Source organism: Myxococcaceae bacterium JPH2, assembly GCA_016458225.1.
Taxonomy (GTDB): Bacteria; Myxococcota; Myxococcia; order Myxococcales; family Myxococcaceae; genus Citreicoccus.
The window spans coordinates 1-19,425 of the sequence record JAEMGR010000053.1 but is presented as its reverse complement, the minus strand read 5'-3'; the positions used below and the strand labels follow the sequence as shown (position 1 = coordinate 19,425).

The following is a 19,425-nucleotide window of genomic DNA, read 5'->3' as shown; positions in this document are numbered from 1 at the left end:
GGCACCTCAGCCGAGGCGACAACTTCCCTGACACAGGGGGAAACTCCCCTTGGTGAAGGTCGTCCCGTTGGAGCGCTACCTCGCGCGCCGGCCGGGTGGCCGTGCCTTCAACTCGGACCTCCTGACGCAGAAGGCGGCCGAGGACTACCTGATGCTGCGTGGTCTCCTGCCGCCCCGAGACTCATGGCCCCGAGGCGCGAGCCCGTTGGCTGCATCCCCCAACGTGCCGAACCTGTGCGTCGGAGTGATGGGGCTTGAATGTCGCCACAACGCCCCCGAGTTGCTGCTGCGTGAGGACGACACGCTCGCGGTCAACACTTGGGAGGCCCCCTCCCTGACTCCAACGCCAGGAGACTGGACCGACATTCGGCGAATCCTCCTTTGGCTCGCGGAGGACGATGCCGGGCTCGATTGGCTCCTGAACTGGATTGCTTTCAAGGTGCAGAACCCGGGCTCGAAGCCGGGAACCGCGGTCCTCCTGCAAGGGCCTCCGGGCCCCGGGAAGAACGTGCTCTATCGAATCCTGGCGCACGTCCTTGGACCTGCGAACTGCGTGCAGATTGGCGAAGCCGACCTCGCCAAGCCCTACAACCACCACTACGCCACGAAGCTGTTGGTCTTCGCCAATGAGCTGCTCGACAACCACAAACGCGGAGGGGCACTTGGCGACGGGCTGAAGGCGACCATCACGGACGGCAAGGTGTTCTTGGAGAACAAGGGCGTTGCCCGCACTCCCGCCGTCAACCGCGTCGCGCTCCTCGCGGCGACCAACCGCACCAAGCCCATCGAGCTTGAGGAGAGCGATCGGCGATGGACGGTCTTCCACAACAAGACCAAGCCCTCCGAGTACCAGTACCCAGACCTGGGGATGTCTCACCGCGACTTCCTGGAGGCACTCCACGCTCCGGGCACGGATGACGCGTTCACCTCGGCATTCATGGAACAGGTAGCGGCCTTCGCCTTCGAGATGGGCAGCTACGTGGTGGACACCAAACGAGTCCGCAGGCCGCACACAAACGCTTCCCGCGACGAACTCCAGCAGCTCAGCGAGCCTGTGGCGGAGCAGTTCCTTCGGGAACTCAGCGAGAGCCCTGATTCGGATCGACAGATGCTCGACTGGGCGAAGCTGGCACTTCATGTCCCCCCGTACCTGTATGAACCGCCCGGGCCCATCGTCGGCAAGACCAAGGCATTCGTGAACGATGTCCTCTTCGGGGCAGTCGTCGGGTTCTGCCGAGCCGTCGGGCAGAAACACCCACCTCAGAAGCGAACCTTCCTCGCCGCGCTGAAGACGGCAGGCTGGGTTGAGCAGCGAGACAGCAAGACGCGGGGCTGGCTTCCCCCATGGCACGCGACTGGCGGCGAAGCGCCCACACACGAGGGCTCGAAGGTCGTTCCCTTCAATCCCCCGCGTGGCGTCTCGGCTCCGAGCGACACCCGTTCACATCCCAGCAAGCCTCACCCGAGCCCGCAGACCGAGCACTCCCGATGAACGCTTTCGCATCCCAGGGTTCACACGAGCCCGAGTTCCTCACCGTGGAGGAAGCCGCCGCGCTCCTGCGCGTGAATCGGAAGACGCTCTACGAGGCCATCCGGTTCGGGCAGGTGCCAGGGGTCGTCCGGGTGGGGAAGGCTCTCCGCATTCGTCGCGCGGCCTTGGTAGGGTCATCGATGGGTCAAGGCGGTCCTGCGCTCAAGGAGATGCCCCCATGAGCGTGAGACAGAGGAAGTACACGGATAAGGACGGAAGGAATCAGCAGGTGTGGTTCGTGGACATCAAGTTCAAGCATGCGAACGGGGGAGTCGAGCGCGTCCGAAAGGACAGCCCGGTCAACACCCGACGCGGTGCAGAGCAGTACGAACGAGACATCCGCGCGGCCCTCCTGATGGGGACATTCCGCAAAGAGAAGGAGCCTGACACAAACGGCGAGACAAAGAAGGTGCCGACCGTGAAGGACTTCACTTCACGTTTCCTCACCTACAGCGAGAACAACAACAAACACTCCAGCGTCGTGAGCAAACGGCAGCTCCTCGACGACCACTTGCTTCCGTTCTTCGGAGAGACAGCCCTCGACGCAATCGGCCCGGCCGAAATCGAGGACTTCAAAGCCGCGATGAAGAAGAAGCCCCGGCGGCTCAGCGGACACTCCGATACGGCCTCCAGGCGTGCCCTCCGAAGGCGCAAGGTCCGCACGACCCAGCTCCTGAGCCTGAAGACCATCAACAACGCGCTCGCCGTCCTCAGCAAGCTGCTCAACCTCGCGAAGGAGCAGACCGTCCTGGCTCATGTCCCGGACGTGAAGCTCTTCAAGGTGAAGAAGCCCGACTACGACTTCCTCACCTTCGAGGAAGTGGAGCGGCTCCTCGCAGCGGCATGCCCCGAGGACTTCGCCCTCCTGACGGCAGCCCCCAAGACGGGACTGCGACAAGGGGAACTCATCGGCCTCCAGTGGCAGGACGTTGACCTCCCCCGCGCGAAGCTCCACGTCAAAAGGACCATCTGGCGCGGTGTCGAAGGCACGCCCAAGGGCGGTAGCACTCGGACGGTGGACCTTCCGCAGTCCGTCGTGGATGCCCTCAAAGCCCACCGACACCTTCGTGGCCCCTTCGTCTTCTGCCAGGAGAACGGCGAGCACCTCACTCCGGGGATGATGGATCACCTGCTCATCACCACGCTGAAGCGAGCGGGCATCTCACGGGAGACCGGCACGATTGGGTGGCACGACCTGCGGCACACCTACGGCAGCCACCTCGCAATGAAGGGCGTTCCTCTGAAGGTCATCCAGGAGCTGATGGGACACGCCACGCTCGACATGACGATGCGCTACGCCCATCTGAGTCCGCAGGTGAAACAGGATGCGGTGAAACTCTTGGATGGCCCCTTGCTGGAGAGGGGCACATACGGGGCACATGACCAGGAGGCCGTAGCTCAGAAATGAAAAAAGCCCCCAAGTCACAAGGACTTGGAGGCTCAATTCGGAGTGCCCAGGGCGGGATTCGAACCCGCACACCTTTCGGCGCCACCCCCTCAAGATGGTGTGTCTACCAGTTCCACCACCTGGGCAACTTGTGCAGTCCATGTACCGAACCGCGCTGAATCACGCAACGACTATCTCAACCGCTGCGTGATTCTTTTCTGCCTCACCCCGAACAACGACTACTGCTTCGGGGCTTCCTGCTGGCCCTGCGGTGCCTCGGCCGGCGTCGACGTCGGCGCGGAGGACTCCGCGGGAGCCGCCGCACCACCCGGCGTCGCCGGTGCCGTGGCCGCCGGCGGCTTCTTCGCCGCCGCACCACCCGCCGCCACCGACGTCCGCAGCCCCACGAACGACAGGCCCAGCGACGTCAGGAAGAACAGGCCGGCGCAGATTCCCGTCAGCTTGCTCAGGAACGTCACCGCCCCGCGACCACCGAAGGCACTCGTGGCGGCGCCACCTCCCAGCGCGGACCCCATACCAGCGTCCTTCCCAGGCTGCAGCAAGATCACGAAGATCATGAACACGCAGAGCAGGACGTGCACGATCGTAAAGAAGGTCAGCATGGCGCTTCCAGACGCTCCGTGGAAAGAGGGCGCACCCTACACAATGAGGTGAACGCGTGACAACTTCTTCCGGCGGGCCCGATCATCCCGCCGACTTCACAATCGCCAGGAAGTCCCCGGCCTTGAGGCTCGCGCCCCCCACCAGCGCCCCATCCACGTCCGGCTGACCCAGCAATTCCGCCGCGTTGTCCGGCTTCACGCTGCCGCCGTACTGGATGCGCACCCGCCCCGCCGTCTCCCCGTCATACAGCCGAGCAACCAGGCCCCGGATCGCCGCGTGGACCTCCTGCGCCTGGGCCGTCGTCGCCGTGCGCCCCGTGCCAATCGCCCACACCGGCTCGTACGCCAGCACGAACTTCGCCACGTCCGCCGCCTCGAAGCCCACCAGCCCTCCGCGCACCTGACGCTCCACCACCTCCAGCGTCCGGTTCGCCTCGCGCTCCGCCAAGGTCTCGCCCACGCAGAGGATGGGCGTCATGCCCGCCTTCTTCACCGCGTGCGCCCGCTTGTTCACCGTCTCGTCCGTCTCGCCGAAGAACTGCCGGCGCTCCGAGTGCCCCACGATGACGTAGGCGCACCCCAGCTCCGCCAGCATCGGCGCGGACACCTCGCCGGTGAACGCTCCGGACGCCTCCCAGTGGCAGTTCTGCGCCGCCAACTGGAGGGGCGCGCCTTCCAGCGCGACGTGCACCGCCTGGAGCGCGACGAAGGGAGGCGCCACCACCACCTCCACCTTGTCTCCGAGCGGCGCCACCTGGGCCCGCAGCTCGCGGACCAACGCGAGCGCCTCGGGCACCGTTTTGTTCATCTTCCAGTTGCCAGCGACAATCTTGCGGCGCGCTCCGGTGGCCATCGCTTCCCCCAGGTGTGAGTCCGGTTCGGACGTCGGAGACTACTTCGTCTCTAGCGCCTTGATGCCAGGAAGTTCACGCCCCTCGAGGAACTCCAGCGAGGCCCCGCCGCCCGTGGAGACGTGGCTCATCTTCGCCGCGTAGCCCATCTGCTCCACCGCGGCCGCGCTGTCCCCGCCGCCGATGACCGTCGTGGCCTGCGTGTTGTTCGCCATGGCCAGCGCGACGATGCGCGTGCCCTCGGCGAACTTGGGGACCTCGAACAGGCCCATGGGCCCGTTCCACACCACCGTCTTCGCGTCGCGGATCCGCTCGGAGAACATCGCGCGCGTCTTCACGCCGATGTCCAGGCCCATCATGTCCGACGGGATGACCTGATCCGGCGTCTCGCTCGCGGGGCTCTTCTCCGAGGGCTCGGTGCCCACGATGTGGTCGATGGGCAGCACGATGGGCGTGCGCAGCCGCTGCGCCGCGTCCAACAAGCGCGTGGCCAAGGCGAGCTTGTCCTCCTCCACCCGGCTCTTGCCCACCTCGATGCCCTGCGCCTTGAGGAACGTGTAGGCCATGGCGCCACCGATGAGCAGCGCGTCCACCTTGGGCAGCAGGCTCTCGATGACCTTGATCTTGTCGCTCACCTTGGAGCCCCCCAGGATGGCCACGAAGGGCTTCTCCGGGTTGCTGAGCACCTTGCCCAGGTACTCGATCTCCTTGCGCATGAGGAAGCCGGCGCCCTTCTCCTTCACGAAGGGGACCATGCCCGCGGTGGAGGCATGGGCGCGGTGCGCGGTGCCGAACGCGTCGTTGATGTAGACGTCCGCCTGGGACGCCAGCTCACGCGCGAAGGACTCGTCGTTGGCCTCCTCCTCCTTGTGGAAGCGCAGGTTCTCCAGCAGCACCACCTGCCCTTCCTTCAGCTCCTTCACCTGCTTCTTCACGCCGTCGCCCACGCAGTCATCCGTGAGGATGACCTCGTGCTTGGGGCCGAGCAGCTCGGCGAGCCGCACGGCCACGGGCTCCAGCGACAGCTTTGGATCCGGGCCCTTGGGCCGGCCGAGATGGGAGGCCAGGATGACCTTCCCGCCCATGTCGAGCGCGCGCCGGATGGTGGGCAGCGCCTCACGGATGCGGGTGTCGTCGGTGACGCGGCGGCCCTCCAGCGGGACGTTGAAGTCCACGCGGATGAAGACGCGCTTGCCCGTCAGCTGCATGTCATCGATGTAGCGGATCATCTTGGTACTCCCGTCTCGGTCAGCCTGGCGCTCGAACTAGATGCCCTTGGACACGAGGAACTTGGCCGTGTCCACCATGCGGTTCGAGAAGCCCCACTCGTTGTCGTACCAGGCCATGACCTTCAGGAGCCGCTCGCCCATCACGAAGCAGTTGGTCGAGTCGAAGATGGCCGAGTGCGGGTTGCCGTTGTAGTCCACCGACACCGTCTGCGCGTCGCTGAACTCGAGGACGCCCTTGAGCGAACCGGCGGCGGCCTGGCGGTACGCCTCCACCACGGCCTCCGGCGTCACGGCCTTGGACGTGTTCACCGTCAGGTCCACCAGCGACACGTTCGGGGTGGGCACGCGCACCGAGATGCCGTGCATCTTGCCCTTCAGCGAGGGGATGACCTCACCGATGGCCTTCGCGGCGCCCGTGCTGGTGGGGATCATGGAGAGCGCGGCGGCGCGAGCGCGGCGCATGTCCTCGTGCGTGAGGTCCAGGATGCGCTGATCGTTGGTGTAGCTGTGCACCGTGGTCATCAGGCCGTTCTCGATGCCGAAGTTGTCCACCAGCACCTTGGCGATGGGCGCCAGGCAGTTGGTGGTGCACGAGGCGTTCGAGACGATGTGGTGCTTGGCCGGATCGTACTGGTCGTGGTTGATGCCGTACGCGATGGTGAGGTCCGGACCCTTGGCCGGGGCCGAGATGAGCACCTTGCGAGCGCCCGCCTTCAGGTGCTTCTCCGCGCCCTCGCGCGCCGTGAAGCGACCGGTGCACTCGAGCACCACGTCCACGTTCATCGCCTTCCAGGGCAGCGCGGACGGGTCCTTCTCGGCGGTGACGGCGATCTCCCGGCCATCCACCACGATGCCCTTGTCCGTGTGCGACACGGTGCCCGGCCACGTGCGGTGCACGGAGTCGTACTTGAACAGGTGCGCCAGCGCCGAGGGCTTGTCGAGGTCGTTGATGGCGACGATCTCGAGGTTCTCCTTGCGGCTGAGCGCGGCGCGCAGCACGCACCGGCCGATACGACCGAAACCGTTGATGGCGATCTTGATGGCCATGGTGTCCGTGTCTCCTTCCAAAGGCGCGTGGGGCGAAACGGCCCGCACGTCGTGAAGTTCGCTACAGGGCGGCCGACCGTAGGCACGCGCCCCCGCTGAGTCAACGCTTCACATGGCCTGTCCGGGCCCGCGCGCGCCGCCGATGAACAATCAAACCGAACAGCATCCACAAGCCCGAGCCCACCCCCGCGCCACCCGCCCCGCAGCCGCAGCCGCTGTCTCCCAGCCCGTAATAGAACTGAGGGAGGGGCTCTCGCACCGTGGGAGGCGGATCCACCGGGGGAATGACGACCGGGTGCGGATCCACCGCGCGCGCCGCGATGCACCCCGTCAACGGCCGGGGGTTCAGGGGCGACACGACGTCCGGAGGCGGCAATGAAGGCACCTGGGTCAACAGGCCCGCGCGCACCAGGAACTCACCCATCAGTTGACCTCGAACGGTTCCGCTCGTGAGGCCCTCGAACGGCACCCCGAGAAACAGCACGGTGCCCCCTGGCGACGAGGCCACCGCCGCGCCCAGGTCCGTGCCGGCATAGCGCAACACGCCCGTGCCTCCCCCGAGGGGGGACAGCACCTCGGGGGTCCCCACCGAATAGGCCCCCAGCGTTCCATCGTCCAACCCCACCGCGCCCACCCCCGAGAGCCAGGCGCCCGGTGCGCCCTCCACTCGAAGCGGCGGTGTTCCCACCAGGACCGAGGCCCGCAGGATGTCCGCGAGGAAGGCCCGGTCCGCGTCGCCGCCCTGGGCCAGTGCGGACGCCACCCGGGTGCCGGACAGCAGCAGGTGTCCGCCGCTGAGCACGAACGCCCGCAGCGCGTCCTGCGCCTCGCGCGACGGCCCGAGTCCCCCGACGCCACCGCGCCCCGTGAACCAGTCCACCACGCGATAGCCCGAAGGCGACACGAGGCCCGCCGCCATCGCGCCGCTCGTCGCGCCGTCGAAGGCCTGCGCCGCCAGGGCGAACGCGGCGCCGTGGCGCGTGAGGTAGCCCCCGTCGTTCATCGACTCGAGCAGCACACGGACCGGGGCCTCCAGGTCGTAGGCCTTCAGCTCCTCCGCGCACGTCATCGTCGCGTCCAACCGCTCGAACGCGTTGACGAGCAACACGGCGGCCGTCGTCCCCGCTCGCACGCCCACCGTGGCCGAGGGGAAGGACTCACCGCCCACGTTGAGCGCCGCGACGCGGAAGTACCGCACGGAGCCCACGGCCACCGGGAGCACCCACGAGGTCCCCGTCACGTCCGTGCCCTCGTCCCAGCCGAGGCCATCCGCGCTCTGGTAGACGCGGTAGCCGGTGGCCCCGTCACGGCCCTCCTCGGTCGGATCCACGGTCGGCGCGGCCCACCGCACCTCCACCGAGCCCTCCGCCACGGTGCGCGCCACCACGGCCGTAGGGGCCTCGGGCGGCAGGTTCACCGGCTGGGAGTCCCGCGCGGCGAAGTACTTGATGAGTCCCTGCACGATGGCTCGCGCGGCCACGTGCCGCACGCCGGGCTCCTTCAGCTTCGCCGCGTCCGCCGTGGCGTCGTGGTAGGCCATCTCCAGGAGGACGCTGGGCATCTCGGAGTTGTGCGTGGGGTTCACCTCGCCCAGGTTCGCCGAGCGCAACGAGCGCACTTTCCAGTTCGGATCCACCTCGCGCTTCATGTCGCGAGAGATTTCATCCAACAGCGCGCGCCCCATGACCTCGCTGCCGGGCACGCCCGTGAAGTTGTACGTCCCGTCCACCGGGTTGGGGCCGTAGACGTAGCCCTCGGTGCCCACCACGTTGCCCGTCGTCGAGGCGTTGGTGTGCCACGCCACATAGACCGCGTCTTCGCCCTCTTCGTGCAGCCACGCCGCGAAGCGCGGGCGCGCCGAGACGTCCGCGTTGCGCTCGTTCGACAGCGCGTTCGCCCCCGTGGGCGCATACACGATCGCGGGCGCGCCGCTGAACTGCACGTGGTAGCGCGCGCTCTCCTCCGAGCGCGGACGCGCGAGCACGCCCACCGTGCCGTCGCCCACGTCGCCGCGACCACCGCCCAGCCGCACCGCGTCCGCGGACACCGTGGCGCCTGCCGTGGCCGAGTCGTTCATCAGCGTCACCGCTCCTGCGTCCGGATGCGTTCCCGCGCGGAAGAAGAAGCGCCCCAGGAGCATCCACGTGCCCCCGTGGCGGCGCTGGTTGACGCGGAAGTGGCTCTCGCCGCCCGCGTGCCGCACCACGTAGTGCGCATCCGTCGCGCGCGTGGGGTCCGAGCCATATGAGACGTAGACGTTGTACGCCCCATCCGCTGGAACCTCGGGCGTCCACGTCGCCCGCGCGGACGCGACCGCGGCCGTGGTCGCCACGCGCGTGGTGCCCTGCGTGAAGGGCTCCGTCGCGTTCGTCAGGGGCGGAGCCACCGTCTTCCACCCGGTCTGCGCGGGCGTGCTGAACAGGGTGGCGTCGGACTCGGCGTAGCCCGCGTCGCCGTCGTCCACGATGACCATCAGCGGGTTCAGGTCCGTCTCGCGCACCGGAATCACCGTGGCGCCCGCCCCCACCAGCATGGGCAGCAGCTCCTGGCTGGCGACCTCCATGGAGATGAGGTCCTCCACCACCGCCCACGAGTTGCCTCGCTGGGTCGCCCACCGGCGCAGTGAGTTGTCCCGATAGAACCCATGTCCAGGGCTCAGGTACACGACCTTGCCGGACAGGGCTCCGGTCCGCTCACGGCCCTGCGGCACACCCGCGAACGCGGACTTCGCCCCCCGGGAGGGAGACTCACGTCGCACGCCCGCGGGCTCGTGCGCGGACATCCGGGATTCATGGGGGCGCGGGCCGGGAGCAGGCAGGTACTGCACACCCGGCGGCTCCAGCCCCCAGTCGTCCCCCTCGAAGGAAGGCGCGGGCTCTTGAGCCGCCGCCAGTGTCGAGGTCAACAACAGGGCCGCCACACAGTCGAGTCGCATCACGGGTCGGACCTTACCCGTTCAGACTCACACGGCAATCGCACCCGTGGATGCTAGCCTGCTCATCCCTTCACGCTCCGATGACCGTCCCTGCCACTCCGCCTCCCCGCTTTCCCTCCCGGCGCAGCACGGGGCTCCTCGCCTCCTTCGGACACGCCTGGGCGGGCCTCATCCACACCGTCGTGTACCAGCGCAACATGCGCATCCACGTCGTGTCCGCCGCGCTCGTGGGAATGGTCGGCAACGGCATCCCGCTGGGGCTGGCAGAGAAGGTGACGCTCATCTTCTGCGTGCTGCTCATCTTCTTCGCGGAGATCCTCAACAGCGCGCTGGAGCAGCTCGTCGACCTGGCCGTGCAGCAGTTCGACGAGAAGGCCCGCCTCACCAAGGACGCGGCCGCCGCGGGCGTGCTCGTGCTCGCCCTGGGCACGGTGGTCATCTTCGCCGCCATCCTCGTGCACAACTGGGAGACGGTGCGCACCAGCACCGAGGCCATCGTGCGGCAGGTCGCCTTGGGGCTGCCGCTCACCGCGTGCGTCACCGTGCTGGTGCTGCCGCAGCCTCGGCCTCGCTGGGTGGATGCCCTCGCGCTCATGGGCGGCTTCGCGCTCCTGGCCTGGATGGCCACGTTCTCGGCCAGCCTCGTGTTCACCGTGCTGACGGCGGGCCTGCTCTTCATCGCGGGCTCGGCCGCGCGCATGCGGCGCCGGGAGCGCGGCGGATAGCTCCAGGGGCGCCGAATCGCGGGCACAAAAAAACCGGCGGCCGCCGGTCTTTTCCGCAACCACGCGGGCGGGAGCCCCGAAACCAGTCCGGAGCCCACTCGCCCGCGAGGGTCTGGGCTGAAGCCTAATGACTCAGGCGCGCTGGCGCCACTCGGCCCCTTGCTCCGGTGTCGCCTGGACGGCAACGCCCTTGTCGCCTTCCTTCAACTCCGCGAGGTCCGTGGTGACGAGGTCCAACAGCTCCGTGGCGATGCCGATGACCTGGTGGGGCGTGTAACCACTCGCGCGCAGCTGGTTGAAGAACGTGCGCGCCAGGATCCGGGTGCCCTTTTGGTCGGTGCTCACTGTGAATGCCTCCGAGGTGGCGCGAAATGAGGCGGCGCCGGGAAATCACGCGGCCCAGCGAGTTCAACCGCCGTGCCAGCCGTTGCCTTCCGGACGGATTCCCCTGCGTTCCTCGGGGGTTGAAGCGACGCGGCGCTGGCATCCCCACTCGGAGACTGCGAAACCGGCTTCGCACCTCACGGGCGCTCCGGGGCTGTAGCACCCCCAGGTGCATCGGCGGGTACGCACCCCGACGCCCGGGAGGCAGCCCACCGTGTTTTCAAGTGCTTGCATTCTTTCAACGGGGTGGAGCAGATACGCGCCCCCACCAGGAGCGGAACAGATGGCGTATCGGGTGAACAACATCGGGCTGTGGCTGGACGAGCCGGAGGAGCTGCTCGGTCAGCGCGCCGCGGAGAAGCTGGGCGTCACCCGGAGCGACCTCGCTTCCGTGCGCGTCATCCGTTCGGTGCTGGACGCTCGCAAGAAGGGCAGCCCGCGCTACATCTACACGCTGGAGGTGGAGTTGGCGGCGGGGCGCAAGCCCGCGCGCCTGCCTCCCGACGTGGGCGAGGCGCCCCCTCCTCCCGAGGCCCAGCCCCGGGTGAAGGAGCCGGAGCAGTGGCCCATCGTCATCGGCACGGGGCCCGCGGGCCTGTTCGCCGCGCTGGGGCTCTTGGAGCGCGGCGTGCGCAGCATCCTCCTGGAGCGAGGCCGCGAGGTCATCACGCGCCGCAAGGACGTGGCCAAGCTCATGCGCGACGGCACGCTCGATCCCGAGAGCAACATGAACTTCGGCGAGGGCGGCGCCGGCGCGTACACGGACGGCAAGCTGTCCACGCGCATCAACCACCCCATGGTGCGCAAGGTCATCGAGGCGTTCGCCCGCTACGGCGCGCCGGACCACATCCTGATTGAAGGCAAGCCGCACATCGGCTCGGACCTCCTGCCGGGCGCGGTGGCCAAGCTGCGCGAGGAGCTCATCGCGGGCGGCTGCCAGGTGCACTTCGAGACGCGCGTGGACGACCTGCTCTACAAGGACGGCCACATCGCGGGCGTGAAGCTCTCGGATGGCCGCACGCTGGAGAGCAACCGGGTCATCCTGGCGCCGGGCAACTCCGCGCGCGAGCTGTACGAGCGCTTCGCCACCGATGGCCGCGTCAGCGTGGAGGCCAAGCCGTTCGCGCTCGGATTCCGCGCCGAGCATCCCCAGGCCCTCATCAACAGCATCCAGTACGGCGCGGCGGCGAAGAACCCGCGCCTGCCTCCGGCCGACTACAAACTCGCGGAGAACCTGGACGTGGACGGCGAGGTGCGCGGCATCTACTCGTTCTGCATGTGCCCCGGCGGCATCGTGGTGCCCACTCCGACCGAGGAGGGGCTCCAGTGCACCAACGGCATGAGCAACTCGCGCCGCAACGCGCGCTACGCCAACGCGGGCATCGTCGTGTCCGTGTCCGTGGCGGACTTCGAGCGCGAGGGCTTCACCGGCCCGCTCGCGGGGCTCAACTTCCAGCGGCACTGGGAGAAGAAGGCGTATGAGCTGGGCGGTGGCCGCTTCTTCGCGCCGGCGCAGACCATCCCGGACTACCTGGCCGGGCGCGTGACGAAGGATCCAGGCGGCACCAGCTACCGGCCGGGACTGGCGCACGAGAACCTCAACCGCCTGTTCCCCGAGCGCCTCACCCAGTCCATCAAGGGCGCGCTGCGGACGTTCGACCGGAAGATGCGCGGCTTCATCAGCGACGAGGGCAAGCTCATCGGCATCGAGAGCCGCACCAGCTCGCCCCTGCGGATTACTCGCGGCGACGACCTCCAGTCGGTGTCCATGCGCGGCCTGTACCCGGCGGGCGAGGGCTGCGGCTACGCGGGCGGCATCGTCTCGTCGGCCATTGATGGGCTGCGCATCGCTGAGCAGATTGCGACCGAGCTGACTTGAGCTTTCCCCGAGGAACGGGGGAGGCTGGCGCGAGGAGCAATGGCCATGCCCTATCAGGTGCGGACCCCGGACGGTGAGCTGACCTACCCCACGCTGGGCGACATCGCGCAGGCCTACGTCCAGGGGCTCGTCTCCCCCGAGGACGAGGTGCGCGAAGTGGGCACCTCGACCTGGCGTCACGCCGGCACCATCCCCGCGCTGGCGGGCGCACGGGACAAGACCCAAGAGCTGCTGGCACGCCGGGCCCAGATCTACACCGTGGGCCTCGGCGTGTTGATGGGGACGGTGGCCGCCATCCTCCTGCTCCGCGGCCACACGTACGGGACGTCCGTGATTGGAATCGTGCTGGCATTCTTGACGGCCTCGCTGTTCACCCGCGTGGCGTACCGGGCGTACATCCGGCCGAGCGCGGCCCCCTCACCCAAGCGCTAGCCACCTCGGCAGCCCAGCTTGTTCCCTCCCCTGCCCCTCGGAGCGGGGGCCCGGCGTTCGCCGCCAGCGCGACCCGCGCGGCCCATGTTTTCCCCCTGGCGAATGCCCCGCGGACCGGCCCGCGCAACGGCTTCGCCCTGGGGGAGGACGCCGACGTGTACAGCACCTACCTGTCTCGCGAAGCAGCTCGGCGGCTGCGCCATGGAAGCCCCTGGCTGCGCCGCGAGGACATCGTCTCGATGGAAGGCACGCCCGAGCCCGGCGAGCCCGTGCAGTTGCGCGACGAGGACGGCCAGGTGCTGGGCCTGGGCGACGTGGACCTGGAGGCCTCGCCCGCGGTGCGGCGCCTGGGCTTGCCCGACGACGTGGAGGAAGGCCCCATCCCCCGCTACCTGCGCCATGCCTTCGAGCGGCGCGCGCAGTGGGTGGACGACCCGCGCTTCTGCCGCATCGTGAACGATGACGGAGACAGCCTGCCCGGCCTCATCGTGGACCGCTACGAGAGCCACTTCGTCATCCAGACGCTCAGCCGCGCCATGGACGCGCGGCATCAGGAGATCACCCGCGCGCTGGGCGAGGTGGCGGGCGCCAGCTCGGTGCTGCTGCGCAACGACACGCTCCGGCGACGACGCCTGGGCCTGCCGCTGCAACGACCCCATGTGCTGTACGGCACCCCACCCCGCTGGTTCCGCCTGCTGGAGATGGGCGCGCGCTTCACGGTGGACCTCACCTACGGCCGAGGCACCGGCTACCCCTACGCGCTGCGGGACTTGCGTCGCTTCGTGGCGCACCTGGCCCAGGGGACTCGCGTGCTGGACATCGCGTGCGGCGTGGGCGGGCTCTTCGTCCACGCGGGGCTGCACGGCGCTCGGCAGGTGCTCGCGTTCGACGCGGATCCCGACACGGCGGACCTCGCCCGGGAGAACGCCGAGGCCAACGGCCTCATGGGTCGGGTGACGGTGGCGCGCGGAGAGCCCCTGGAGACGCTCGCGGGGCTGACGGACACCTTCGACCTGGTCCTGATGGACACCCCGGGGCTCCAGAGCGCGGAGGAGTTCGTGCAGCGCATGCGAGGCGCCCTCCAGCGCACCCGTCATGGCGGGTTCCTGCTGGTCGCGGGCTACCGTCCCCCATTGGCCCCGGGTGAATTCGACACGCTGGTGGCCAGCGCGTGCGAGCAGGAGGCCCGGCCGGCCTTCCGCCTCGCTCGCCTGGGCCTTCCTCCGGACCACCCCACCCCCGTGGGCTCCCTCGGAGTCGACGCCCTCGACGCCGTGGCTTTGGAGGTGAGCTGACTCCACTCACCCCGAGGGCCCTGCTCGGTGGTAGTGTCCGCGCCGCGATGACCAACGACAACGAGACCCAGACCGCGAATTCCACCCCGGAGGCTTCCGTCGAGACCGTCCGCAAGGTGTATGCGGCCGATCTGCGTGAGAAGGACCGAGTCAACACCGTCTTCCGCGTCACCAAGAAGGAGAAGGTGACGGCGCGCAGTGGCAAGGTCTTCCTGGCCGTGACGTTCGTCGACAAGAGCGGCGAGGTCGACGGCCGAGTCTTCGAGAAGCTCGAAGCCATCGAGCCCGCCTTCCAGAAGGGCGACTTCGTGCTCGTCCAGGGCAGCGTCATTGTCTTCCACGGCCGGCCGCAGGTCGTCGTGGAGGGCCTGGAGCGCCTGGACCCCGAGCCGCTCGACGCCCGCGAGTTCGAGCCGCCCCCTGCCCCGCCGCCCGAGGCCAAGCCCGCCGCCGAGGCGAAGGAGGCCAAGGAGCCCAAGGAGCCGCGCGAGGCCAAGGAAGCGAAGGAGCCCCGCACCGAGCAGCCCAAGTCCGAGGGTGGCGCCGCGGGCGCGCGCGCCGTGGGACAGATTCGCGAGCTGGTCACGGACCGGGTGAATGATCCGTTCGTGAAGCAGCTGCTGATCGCCTTCCTGGATGACCCGCAGATCGCCGCGGGCCTGCCCATCGCCCCGGCCGCGAAGAACGTGCACCACGCGTGGCGCGGCGGACTGGCCGAGCACCTGCTGTCCGTCATGCGGCTGACGCTGCGGGTGGCGGACCACTACCCCATGGCGGACCGGGACCTGCTGCTGGCCGGCGCGCTGCTGCATGACGTGATGAAGGTCGGGGAGATCTCCCCCGAGAAGGGCTTCGACTACACCGACGAGGGCCGCCTCGTGGGCCACCTGGTGATGACCGCCCAGAAGATCCGCGAGAAGTCGCTGGCCATCCCGGGCTTCCCGCCGCTGCTGGAGCAGCACCTGACGCATCTGGTGCTCGCCCACCACGGACAGCTGGAGTACGGCAGCCCCAAGGTGCCCATGACGCTGGAGGCGCACATCGTCCACGCGCTCGACTCGCTCGACTCGCGCATCGCCTCGTGGGTCGAGGCCATGCAGCGCGACCCGAACGAGAAGTGGACGGAGAACCTGCGCCACTACGATCGCCAGCTCTGGAAGGGCCCGGTGCCCACCGTGCGCGGTCGCGCCCCCGTCGAGGGCGGTGGCCGCCGCAAGGGCCGCGAGGAGAAGCGCAAGGCTCGCGGGGACAACAAGGCCCCGCACGCGGGCGGCGGCACTCCCGCCGAGGCTCCCAGCGCGCCGCCGGCGACTCCGTCCGAGGGTCGCAAGGAGCGCGCTGAGCGTCCGCCGCGCGAGCCCCGCGCCGAGCGCCCGCCCCGTGAGGACCGTCCGCCGCGCGAGCCCCGCGCCGAGCGTCCGCCCCGCGAGGACCGGCCGCCGCGTGAGGACCGGCCGCCGCGCGACCCGAACAGCCTCCCCAAGGAGCTGACGTTCAAGCCGTTCAGCGCGCTGTCGTCGCTGGCCCCCGAGTCGCCCAAGGCGGGCGGCGAGGGCGAGGGTTCTTCGGAAGGCTGACACCATGGCAAAGCGGCTCGGAGAGCGCTTGATTGAAGCCGGCCTCACCACCCCCGGGGCCGTGGAACAGGCGTTGGAGCACCAGAAGATCACCGGCCACAAGCTGGGGGACTGCCTGGTGGACCTGGGGCTGCTCCAGGAAGCGGCACTGCTGCGCTTCCTGGCCGCGGAGTTCCAGACCCGCTTCGTCACCGCGGACAAACTGGCGAAGGCGAAGATCGACACCAAGGTGCTCGACAAGCTGCCGGTGCGGTTGGCGGAAGCGCAGAACGTGCTTCCGCTGGCCGTGGATCCGGAGCGCCAGCTCTTGTCCGTGGTGGCCGCCGAGCCGCAGAACCAGGCGCTGCTGGACGAGATTGCGCTCGTCACCGGAATGTCGGAGGTCTACGCGTACGTGGGCCTGCGCAGCGCCATCGCGGCCGCCATCCGCAAGCACTACTACGGCGACCCCACGGCGTTCACCGCGCTGCTGGAGGGTGGCCCCACGCCCGGAGCCGCGCCTCGCCGTCCCGACACGCCCTCCAACACCGGCGTGCACGAGACGGGGCGCAGCACCACCACCAGCCGTGGCACGCCCAGCATGCAGATGCGGCTGGAGACAGACGCGCGCATGCGGCTGCAGCGACCGAGCGGCGGCACGCCCTCGGCGCGCTCGGCGACCCAGCGGCGCGAGCCTGGCGGGCCGCGCGGGCTCATCAGCGACACGGACTACGTGGAGACGCTGAGCATCCTGGTGGGCGTCTTGGAGCAGGACCGGCCACGGCACCGCGGCCACTCGGCACAGCTGGCGCGGCAGGCGGGCATCGTCGGCCAGCGCATGGGCATGCCGCACAAGGAGCTGGCCGCGCTGTCCATCGCCGCGTACCTTCACGACCTGGGCAAGCCCTCCGAGCGGCACTTCTCGCTCGCGAGCAACGCGGCCAACCCCGAGTGGAAGGCCCAGGCGAAGGCGAGCTGTCGCGCGCCGACGAAGCTGTTCGAGACAGTGCACCTGCCCGCGCAGGTGAACACCATCCTCGCGCAGCTCTACGAGGCCTGGGACGGCTCGGGCACGCCCCAGGCCGCCAAGGGCGAAGACATCACGCTGGGCGCGCGCATCCTCGCCGCCGTGGACAGCTTCCTGGAGCTGACCAAGAACCCGGGCAACGCCCATGGTCGCGTGCTGACCAAGGAGCAGGCCCTGGAGCACCTGCGCAAGAACGCGGGCGTGCTCTACGACCCCGTGGTGGCGGACATCGTCTGCCAGCTCCAGAGCGGTGAGCTGCTGCGCCACCGGTTGGTCAGCGACGGCCGTCAGGTCCTCATCGCCGAGCAGGATGAAGCGGCGCGAGGAGAGCTGCTGGAGGCCGTGCTCAAGCAGGACCTGGTGGCACACGCCCTCTCCACGCTGGATGGCGCGCTGGACGGACTGGCTCGGCAGGACTGCGACGTGCTGGTGGTGAGCCTGCGCCTGGGACAGAGCGAGGTGCTGGAGCTGCTCCAGGTGGCGCGCTCGGCGCCCGAGAGCGCGGGCCTGCCCATCGCGGTGGTCGGCGAGCCCGACGCCGCGACGCGCGACCGGCTGCTGATGGCGGGCGCCACGGCGGTGCTGACCCCGACGGACAAGCCAGCGGTGGCCAAGGCCGTGCGCGCCATGCTGGAGGACCGGGTGCTGCACAACGGCCCGGGCCGCGTGGTGCGAGGCAGCTTCGACGAGCTGCCGCCCCGCGAGCTGCTCCACACGTTGGGCGGCGGTCGCAAGAGTGGGCGGCTCCAGCTGCGTCACCACACGCTGGAAGGCTATCTGCACCTGGAGCACGGCCGCGTCGTCTTCGCCTCTTTCGGAGGCCACTCGGGCGAGCCCGCGCTCCAGGCGCTGCTGCGCATGAAGCAGGCGGATTTCCAGTACGACCCAGACGCGCTGCTGCTGGAGATGCCGCACCTGGACCAGGACCTGGAGGCCCTGGCCGGAGCGCTCAGCGCGGCGTGAGGAACGCTTAGCGCAGCAGGAGTGTCGCCTAGCGCAGCGGGAGTGTGAAGAGGCGGGCCGCGTTGGCGGTCGTCACCGCGGCCACCTCTTCCACCGAGACACCCTTCAGCTCGGCCACCTTGCGCGCGGTCTCCACGACGTGCGCGGGCTCGTTCTTCCGGCCCCGGTGCGGCACGGGCGCGAGATAAGGGCTGTCCGTCTCCACCATCAGGCGGTCCAACGGCGCGAAGCGCACCGCGTCCTGGAGCGCCTCCGTCTTCTTGTAGGTGACGACACCGGACAGCGACAGGAAGAAGCCCCGGTCCAGGTACCGGCGCGCCGCGTCCGTGTCGCCGGTGAAGCAGTGGATGACGCCGTGGGTGACGCCCTCGTCCGCGAGCACGCGCTCACAGTCGTCATGGGCATCTCGGACATGCACCACCAGCGGCTTGCCCAGCGCGCGCGCCAGGGCGCACTGCCGCCGGAAGACGGTGGCCTGCACCTCGCGCGGCGAGTTGTCGTAGTAGTAGTCCAGCCCCGCCTCGCCCACCGCGCGAACCTCGGGTCGAGCGCACGTGCGCTCCAGCACCGCGAAGTCCTCCTCCGTCACGCGAGCAGCCTCGTGGGGATGGATGCCCAACGTGGGCGACAGGAACTCCGGGAGGGCCGCGGCCAGCTCCAGCGCGTTTCCCCAGTTCCCCGGTCCGTGGAACTGTCCCACGAGCACCGCATGCACCAGGCCCGCGGCGCGGGCGCGCTCCAGCACCGGCCCGACCTCCGCGAAGTCCTTCGGCTCCAGGTGGCAGTGCGCATCCACCAGCTTCATGGCTCTTCCTCCAACAAGTCGGTCAGCTCCAGCCGTGCCTCGGCGGAGGTGAAGGTGGACATGGCCGCGCGGATGCGCTCGCGCCCTTCGCTCCCGCCCAGGCGCCACACGCCGTCCGCCGCGTCCAGCCGGAGGTCCTCGGTGGCGCCCCGGTCCTCCAACAGCACCAGCAGCCAGGGCAGCGCCTGTGCATCTCCCAGGCGGCCCAGGCCCCGTGCAGCCGCGCCTCGGGCGGCATCCTTCCCGTCGTCCAGGATGGCCTTGAGCCGCTCCAGGGCCCCAGGCACTCGCAGCTCGCCGCACAGCTCCACCGCGAGAGCCCGGTCCGCGGTCCACCGGCCGCGCCGCGTGCGCTCCAGCAGCCACGTCGCGCCCTCGGGGTCGCCCAGCTTGGCGAGCACGCCCGCCGCCTGCGTCTTGTCGAACGCGGGCAACAGCCACTTTCCGAAGAGGCGCTTCACCGCGGGCAGCGCTCGCGCGTCCTCCAGCTCCGCCAGCGCGCCCAGGGCTCGGAAGCGCAGCGCCTCCTCGTCGAGCGCGGCGAGGAGCACGTCCAACCCCGCCGGGTGCTTCAGCGCCGCGATGCCGCGCGCGGCCTCGAAGCGCACCTGGGGCAAGTCATCCTCCAGCATCCCCGCCAGCGCACCTCGCGCCTGCGGGAGCGCCAGGTCCGCCAGTCGCCCCGTGGCCTCCAGCCGCACGCCGCTGTCCTCGTCGCGCAGGCGCGGCAAGAGCGTGTCCGGCAGTTCCTCGGGT

General features: G+C 69.4%; 17 protein-coding genes and 1 tRNA gene. 9 read left to right on the top strand and 9 right to left on the bottom strand.

Annotation, left to right across the window (positions count from 1 at the left end; translation table 11 throughout):
• Positions 1 to 49 precede the first annotated feature (49 nt).
• Genes JGU66_35675 through JGU66_35665 form a run of 3 tightly spaced genes read left to right on the top strand, consistent with a single transcriptional unit; the run spans position 50 to position 2,939 of the window.
• On the top strand, positions 50 to 1,492 hold the full coding sequence (locus JGU66_35675) for a hypothetical protein (protein ID MBJ6766124.1): 1,443 nt from the start codon (positions 50 to 52) through the stop codon (positions 1,490 to 1,492).
• Positions 1,489 to 1,713, top strand: coding sequence for a helix-turn-helix domain-containing protein (locus JGU66_35670; GenBank protein MBJ6766123.1), 225 nt, complete (start codon positions 1,489 to 1,491; stop codon positions 1,711 to 1,713). Before JGU66_35675 ends, JGU66_35670 begins: the two co-directional genes overlap by 4 nt.
• Positions 1,710 to 2,939, top strand: coding sequence for a site-specific integrase (locus JGU66_35665; GenBank protein MBJ6766122.1), 1,230 nt, complete (start codon positions 1,710 to 1,712; stop codon positions 2,937 to 2,939). The genes JGU66_35670 and JGU66_35665 overlap by 4 nt, the downstream gene beginning before the upstream one ends.
• Positions 2,940 to 2,982: 43 nt before the next feature.
• On the opposite strand, the gene JGU66_35660 is transcribed toward JGU66_35665, so the two are convergent.
• The 6 genes from JGU66_35660 to JGU66_35635 all read right to left on the bottom strand — a co-directional run bounded on the left by JGU66_35660 (position 2,983) and on the right by JGU66_35635 (position 9,603).
• Positions 2,983 to 3,064 (bottom strand) — tRNA-Leu (locus JGU66_35660).
• A 93-nt stretch (positions 3,065 to 3,157) separates the two neighbouring features.
• Positions 3,158 to 3,541: a preprotein translocase subunit SecG gene (secG, locus tag JGU66_35655; GenBank protein ID MBJ6766121.1), complete on the bottom strand. Its 384-nt coding sequence runs from the start codon at positions 3,539 to 3,541 to the stop codon at positions 3,158 to 3,160.
• 82 nt (positions 3,542 to 3,623) lie between these two features.
• Positions 3,624 to 4,394: a triose-phosphate isomerase gene (locus JGU66_35650; GenBank protein MBJ6766120.1), complete on the bottom strand. Its 771-nt coding sequence runs from the start codon at positions 4,392 to 4,394 to the stop codon at positions 3,624 to 3,626.
• Positions 4,395 to 4,433: 39 nt separating this feature from the next.
• Positions 4,434 to 5,621 carry a phosphoglycerate kinase gene (locus JGU66_35645; protein MBJ6766119.1) on the bottom strand — a complete coding sequence of 396 codons (1,188 nt, stop codon included), beginning with the start codon at positions 5,619 to 5,621 and terminating at the stop codon, positions 4,434 to 4,436.
• Between the two features lie 36 nt (positions 5,622 to 5,657).
• A complete protein-coding gene (gap, locus tag JGU66_35640; GenBank protein MBJ6766118.1) occupies positions 5,658 to 6,668 on the bottom strand; it encodes a type I glyceraldehyde-3-phosphate dehydrogenase in 1,011 nt (336 codons plus the stop codon).
• A gap of 100 nt (positions 6,669 to 6,768) precedes the next feature.
• A complete protein-coding gene (locus JGU66_35635; GenBank protein MBJ6766117.1) occupies positions 6,769 to 9,603 on the bottom strand; it encodes an N-acetylmuramoyl-L-alanine amidase in 2,835 nt (944 codons plus the stop codon).
• An 80-nt stretch (positions 9,604 to 9,683) separates the two neighbouring features.
• Here JGU66_35635 and JGU66_35630 point away from each other — a divergent pair, with 80 nt between their 5' ends.
• Complete coding sequence (locus tag JGU66_35630; GenBank protein ID MBJ6766116.1) at positions 9,684 to 10,328, top strand: diacylglycerol kinase family protein; 645 nt, start codon at positions 9,684 to 9,686, stop codon at positions 10,326 to 10,328.
• A gap of 132 nt (positions 10,329 to 10,460) precedes the next feature.
• On the opposite strand, the gene JGU66_35625 is transcribed toward JGU66_35630, so the two are convergent.
• Positions 10,461 to 10,673, bottom strand: coding sequence for a hypothetical protein (locus tag JGU66_35625; protein ID MBJ6766115.1), 213 nt, complete (start codon positions 10,671 to 10,673; stop codon positions 10,461 to 10,463).
• Between the two features lie 322 nt (positions 10,674 to 10,995).
• Between JGU66_35625 and JGU66_35620 the strand changes: the two genes are divergently transcribed.
• From JGU66_35620 to JGU66_35600, 5 genes are all read left to right on the top strand, one after another.
• On the top strand, positions 10,996 to 12,591 hold the full coding sequence (locus JGU66_35620; protein MBJ6766114.1) for an FAD-dependent oxidoreductase: 1,596 nt from the start codon (positions 10,996 to 10,998) through the stop codon (positions 12,589 to 12,591).
• Between the two features lie 45 nt (positions 12,592 to 12,636).
• Positions 12,637 to 13,023, top strand: a complete 387-nt coding sequence (locus JGU66_35615; GenBank protein ID MBJ6766113.1) for a hypothetical protein — start codon at positions 12,637 to 12,639, stop codon at positions 13,021 to 13,023.
• A 155-nt stretch (positions 13,024 to 13,178) separates the two neighbouring features.
• Positions 13,179 to 14,318: a class I SAM-dependent rRNA methyltransferase gene (locus JGU66_35610; protein ID MBJ6766112.1), complete on the top strand. Its 1,140-nt coding sequence runs from the start codon at positions 13,179 to 13,181 to the stop codon at positions 14,316 to 14,318.
• 47 nt (positions 14,319 to 14,365) lie between these two features.
• Positions 14,366 to 15,895: an HD domain-containing protein gene (locus JGU66_35605; protein MBJ6766111.1), complete on the top strand. Its 1,530-nt coding sequence runs from the start codon at positions 14,366 to 14,368 to the stop codon at positions 15,893 to 15,895.
• A 4-nt stretch (positions 15,896 to 15,899) separates the two neighbouring features.
• The gene (locus JGU66_35600; protein ID MBJ6766110.1) at positions 15,900 to 17,864 is read left to right on the top strand and encodes a DUF4388 domain-containing protein; all 1,965 of its coding nucleotides are present in this window, start codon (positions 15,900 to 15,902) and stop codon (positions 17,862 to 17,864) included.
• A 28-nt stretch (positions 17,865 to 17,892) separates the two neighbouring features.
• On the opposite strand, the gene JGU66_35595 is transcribed toward JGU66_35600, so the two are convergent.
• Together JGU66_35595 and JGU66_35590 are read right to left on the bottom strand one after the other, a co-directional pair.
• Positions 17,893 to 18,669, bottom strand: coding sequence for a TatD family hydrolase (locus tag JGU66_35595; protein MBJ6766109.1), 777 nt, complete (start codon positions 18,667 to 18,669; stop codon positions 17,893 to 17,895).
• The coding region (locus tag JGU66_35590; protein MBJ6766108.1) for a HEAT repeat domain-containing protein at positions 18,666 to 19,425 on the bottom strand (760 nt) is incomplete at its 5' end. The genes JGU66_35590 and JGU66_35595, both read right to left, overlap by 4 nt.

Bases quoted from the DNA above. Each gene is read 5' to 3' on its own strand.
- JGU66_35670 (MBJ6766123.1), top strand. From the start codon at position 1,489: ATGAACGCTTTCGCATCCCAGGGTTCACACGAGCCCGAGTTCCTCACC.
- JGU66_35665 (MBJ6766122.1), top strand. From the start codon at position 1,710: ATGAGCGTGAGACAGAGGAAGTACACGGATAAGGACGGAAGGAATCAG.
- secG (MBJ6766121.1), bottom strand. From the start codon at position 3,541: ATGCTGACCTTCTTTACGATCGTGCACGTCCTGCTCTGCGTGTTCATG.
- JGU66_35650 (MBJ6766120.1), bottom strand. From the start codon at position 4,394: ATGGCCACCGGAGCGCGCCGCAAGATTGTCGCTGGCAACTGGAAGATG.
- JGU66_35645 (MBJ6766119.1), bottom strand. From the start codon at position 5,621: ATGATCCGCTACATCGATGACATGCAGCTGACGGGCAAGCGCGTCTTC.
- gap (MBJ6766118.1), bottom strand. From the start codon at position 6,668: ATGGCCATCAAGATCGCCATCAACGGTTTCGGTCGTATCGGCCGGTGC.
- JGU66_35635 (MBJ6766117.1), bottom strand. From the start codon at position 9,603: ATGCGACTCGACTGTGTGGCGGCCCTGTTGTTGACCTCGACACTGGCG.
- JGU66_35630 (MBJ6766116.1), top strand. From the start codon at position 9,684: ATGACCGTCCCTGCCACTCCGCCTCCCCGCTTTCCCTCCCGGCGCAGC.
- JGU66_35620 (MBJ6766114.1), top strand. From the start codon at position 10,996: ATGGCGTATCGGGTGAACAACATCGGGCTGTGGCTGGACGAGCCGGAG.
- JGU66_35615 (MBJ6766113.1), top strand. From the start codon at position 12,637: ATGCCCTATCAGGTGCGGACCCCGGACGGTGAGCTGACCTACCCCACG.
- JGU66_35605 (MBJ6766111.1), top strand. From the start codon at position 14,366: ATGACCAACGACAACGAGACCCAGACCGCGAATTCCACCCCGGAGGCT.
- JGU66_35600 (MBJ6766110.1), top strand. From the start codon at position 15,900: ATGGCAAAGCGGCTCGGAGAGCGCTTGATTGAAGCCGGCCTCACCACC.
- JGU66_35595 (MBJ6766109.1), bottom strand. From the start codon at position 18,669: ATGAAGCTGGTGGATGCGCACTGCCACCTGGAGCCGAAGGACTTCGCG.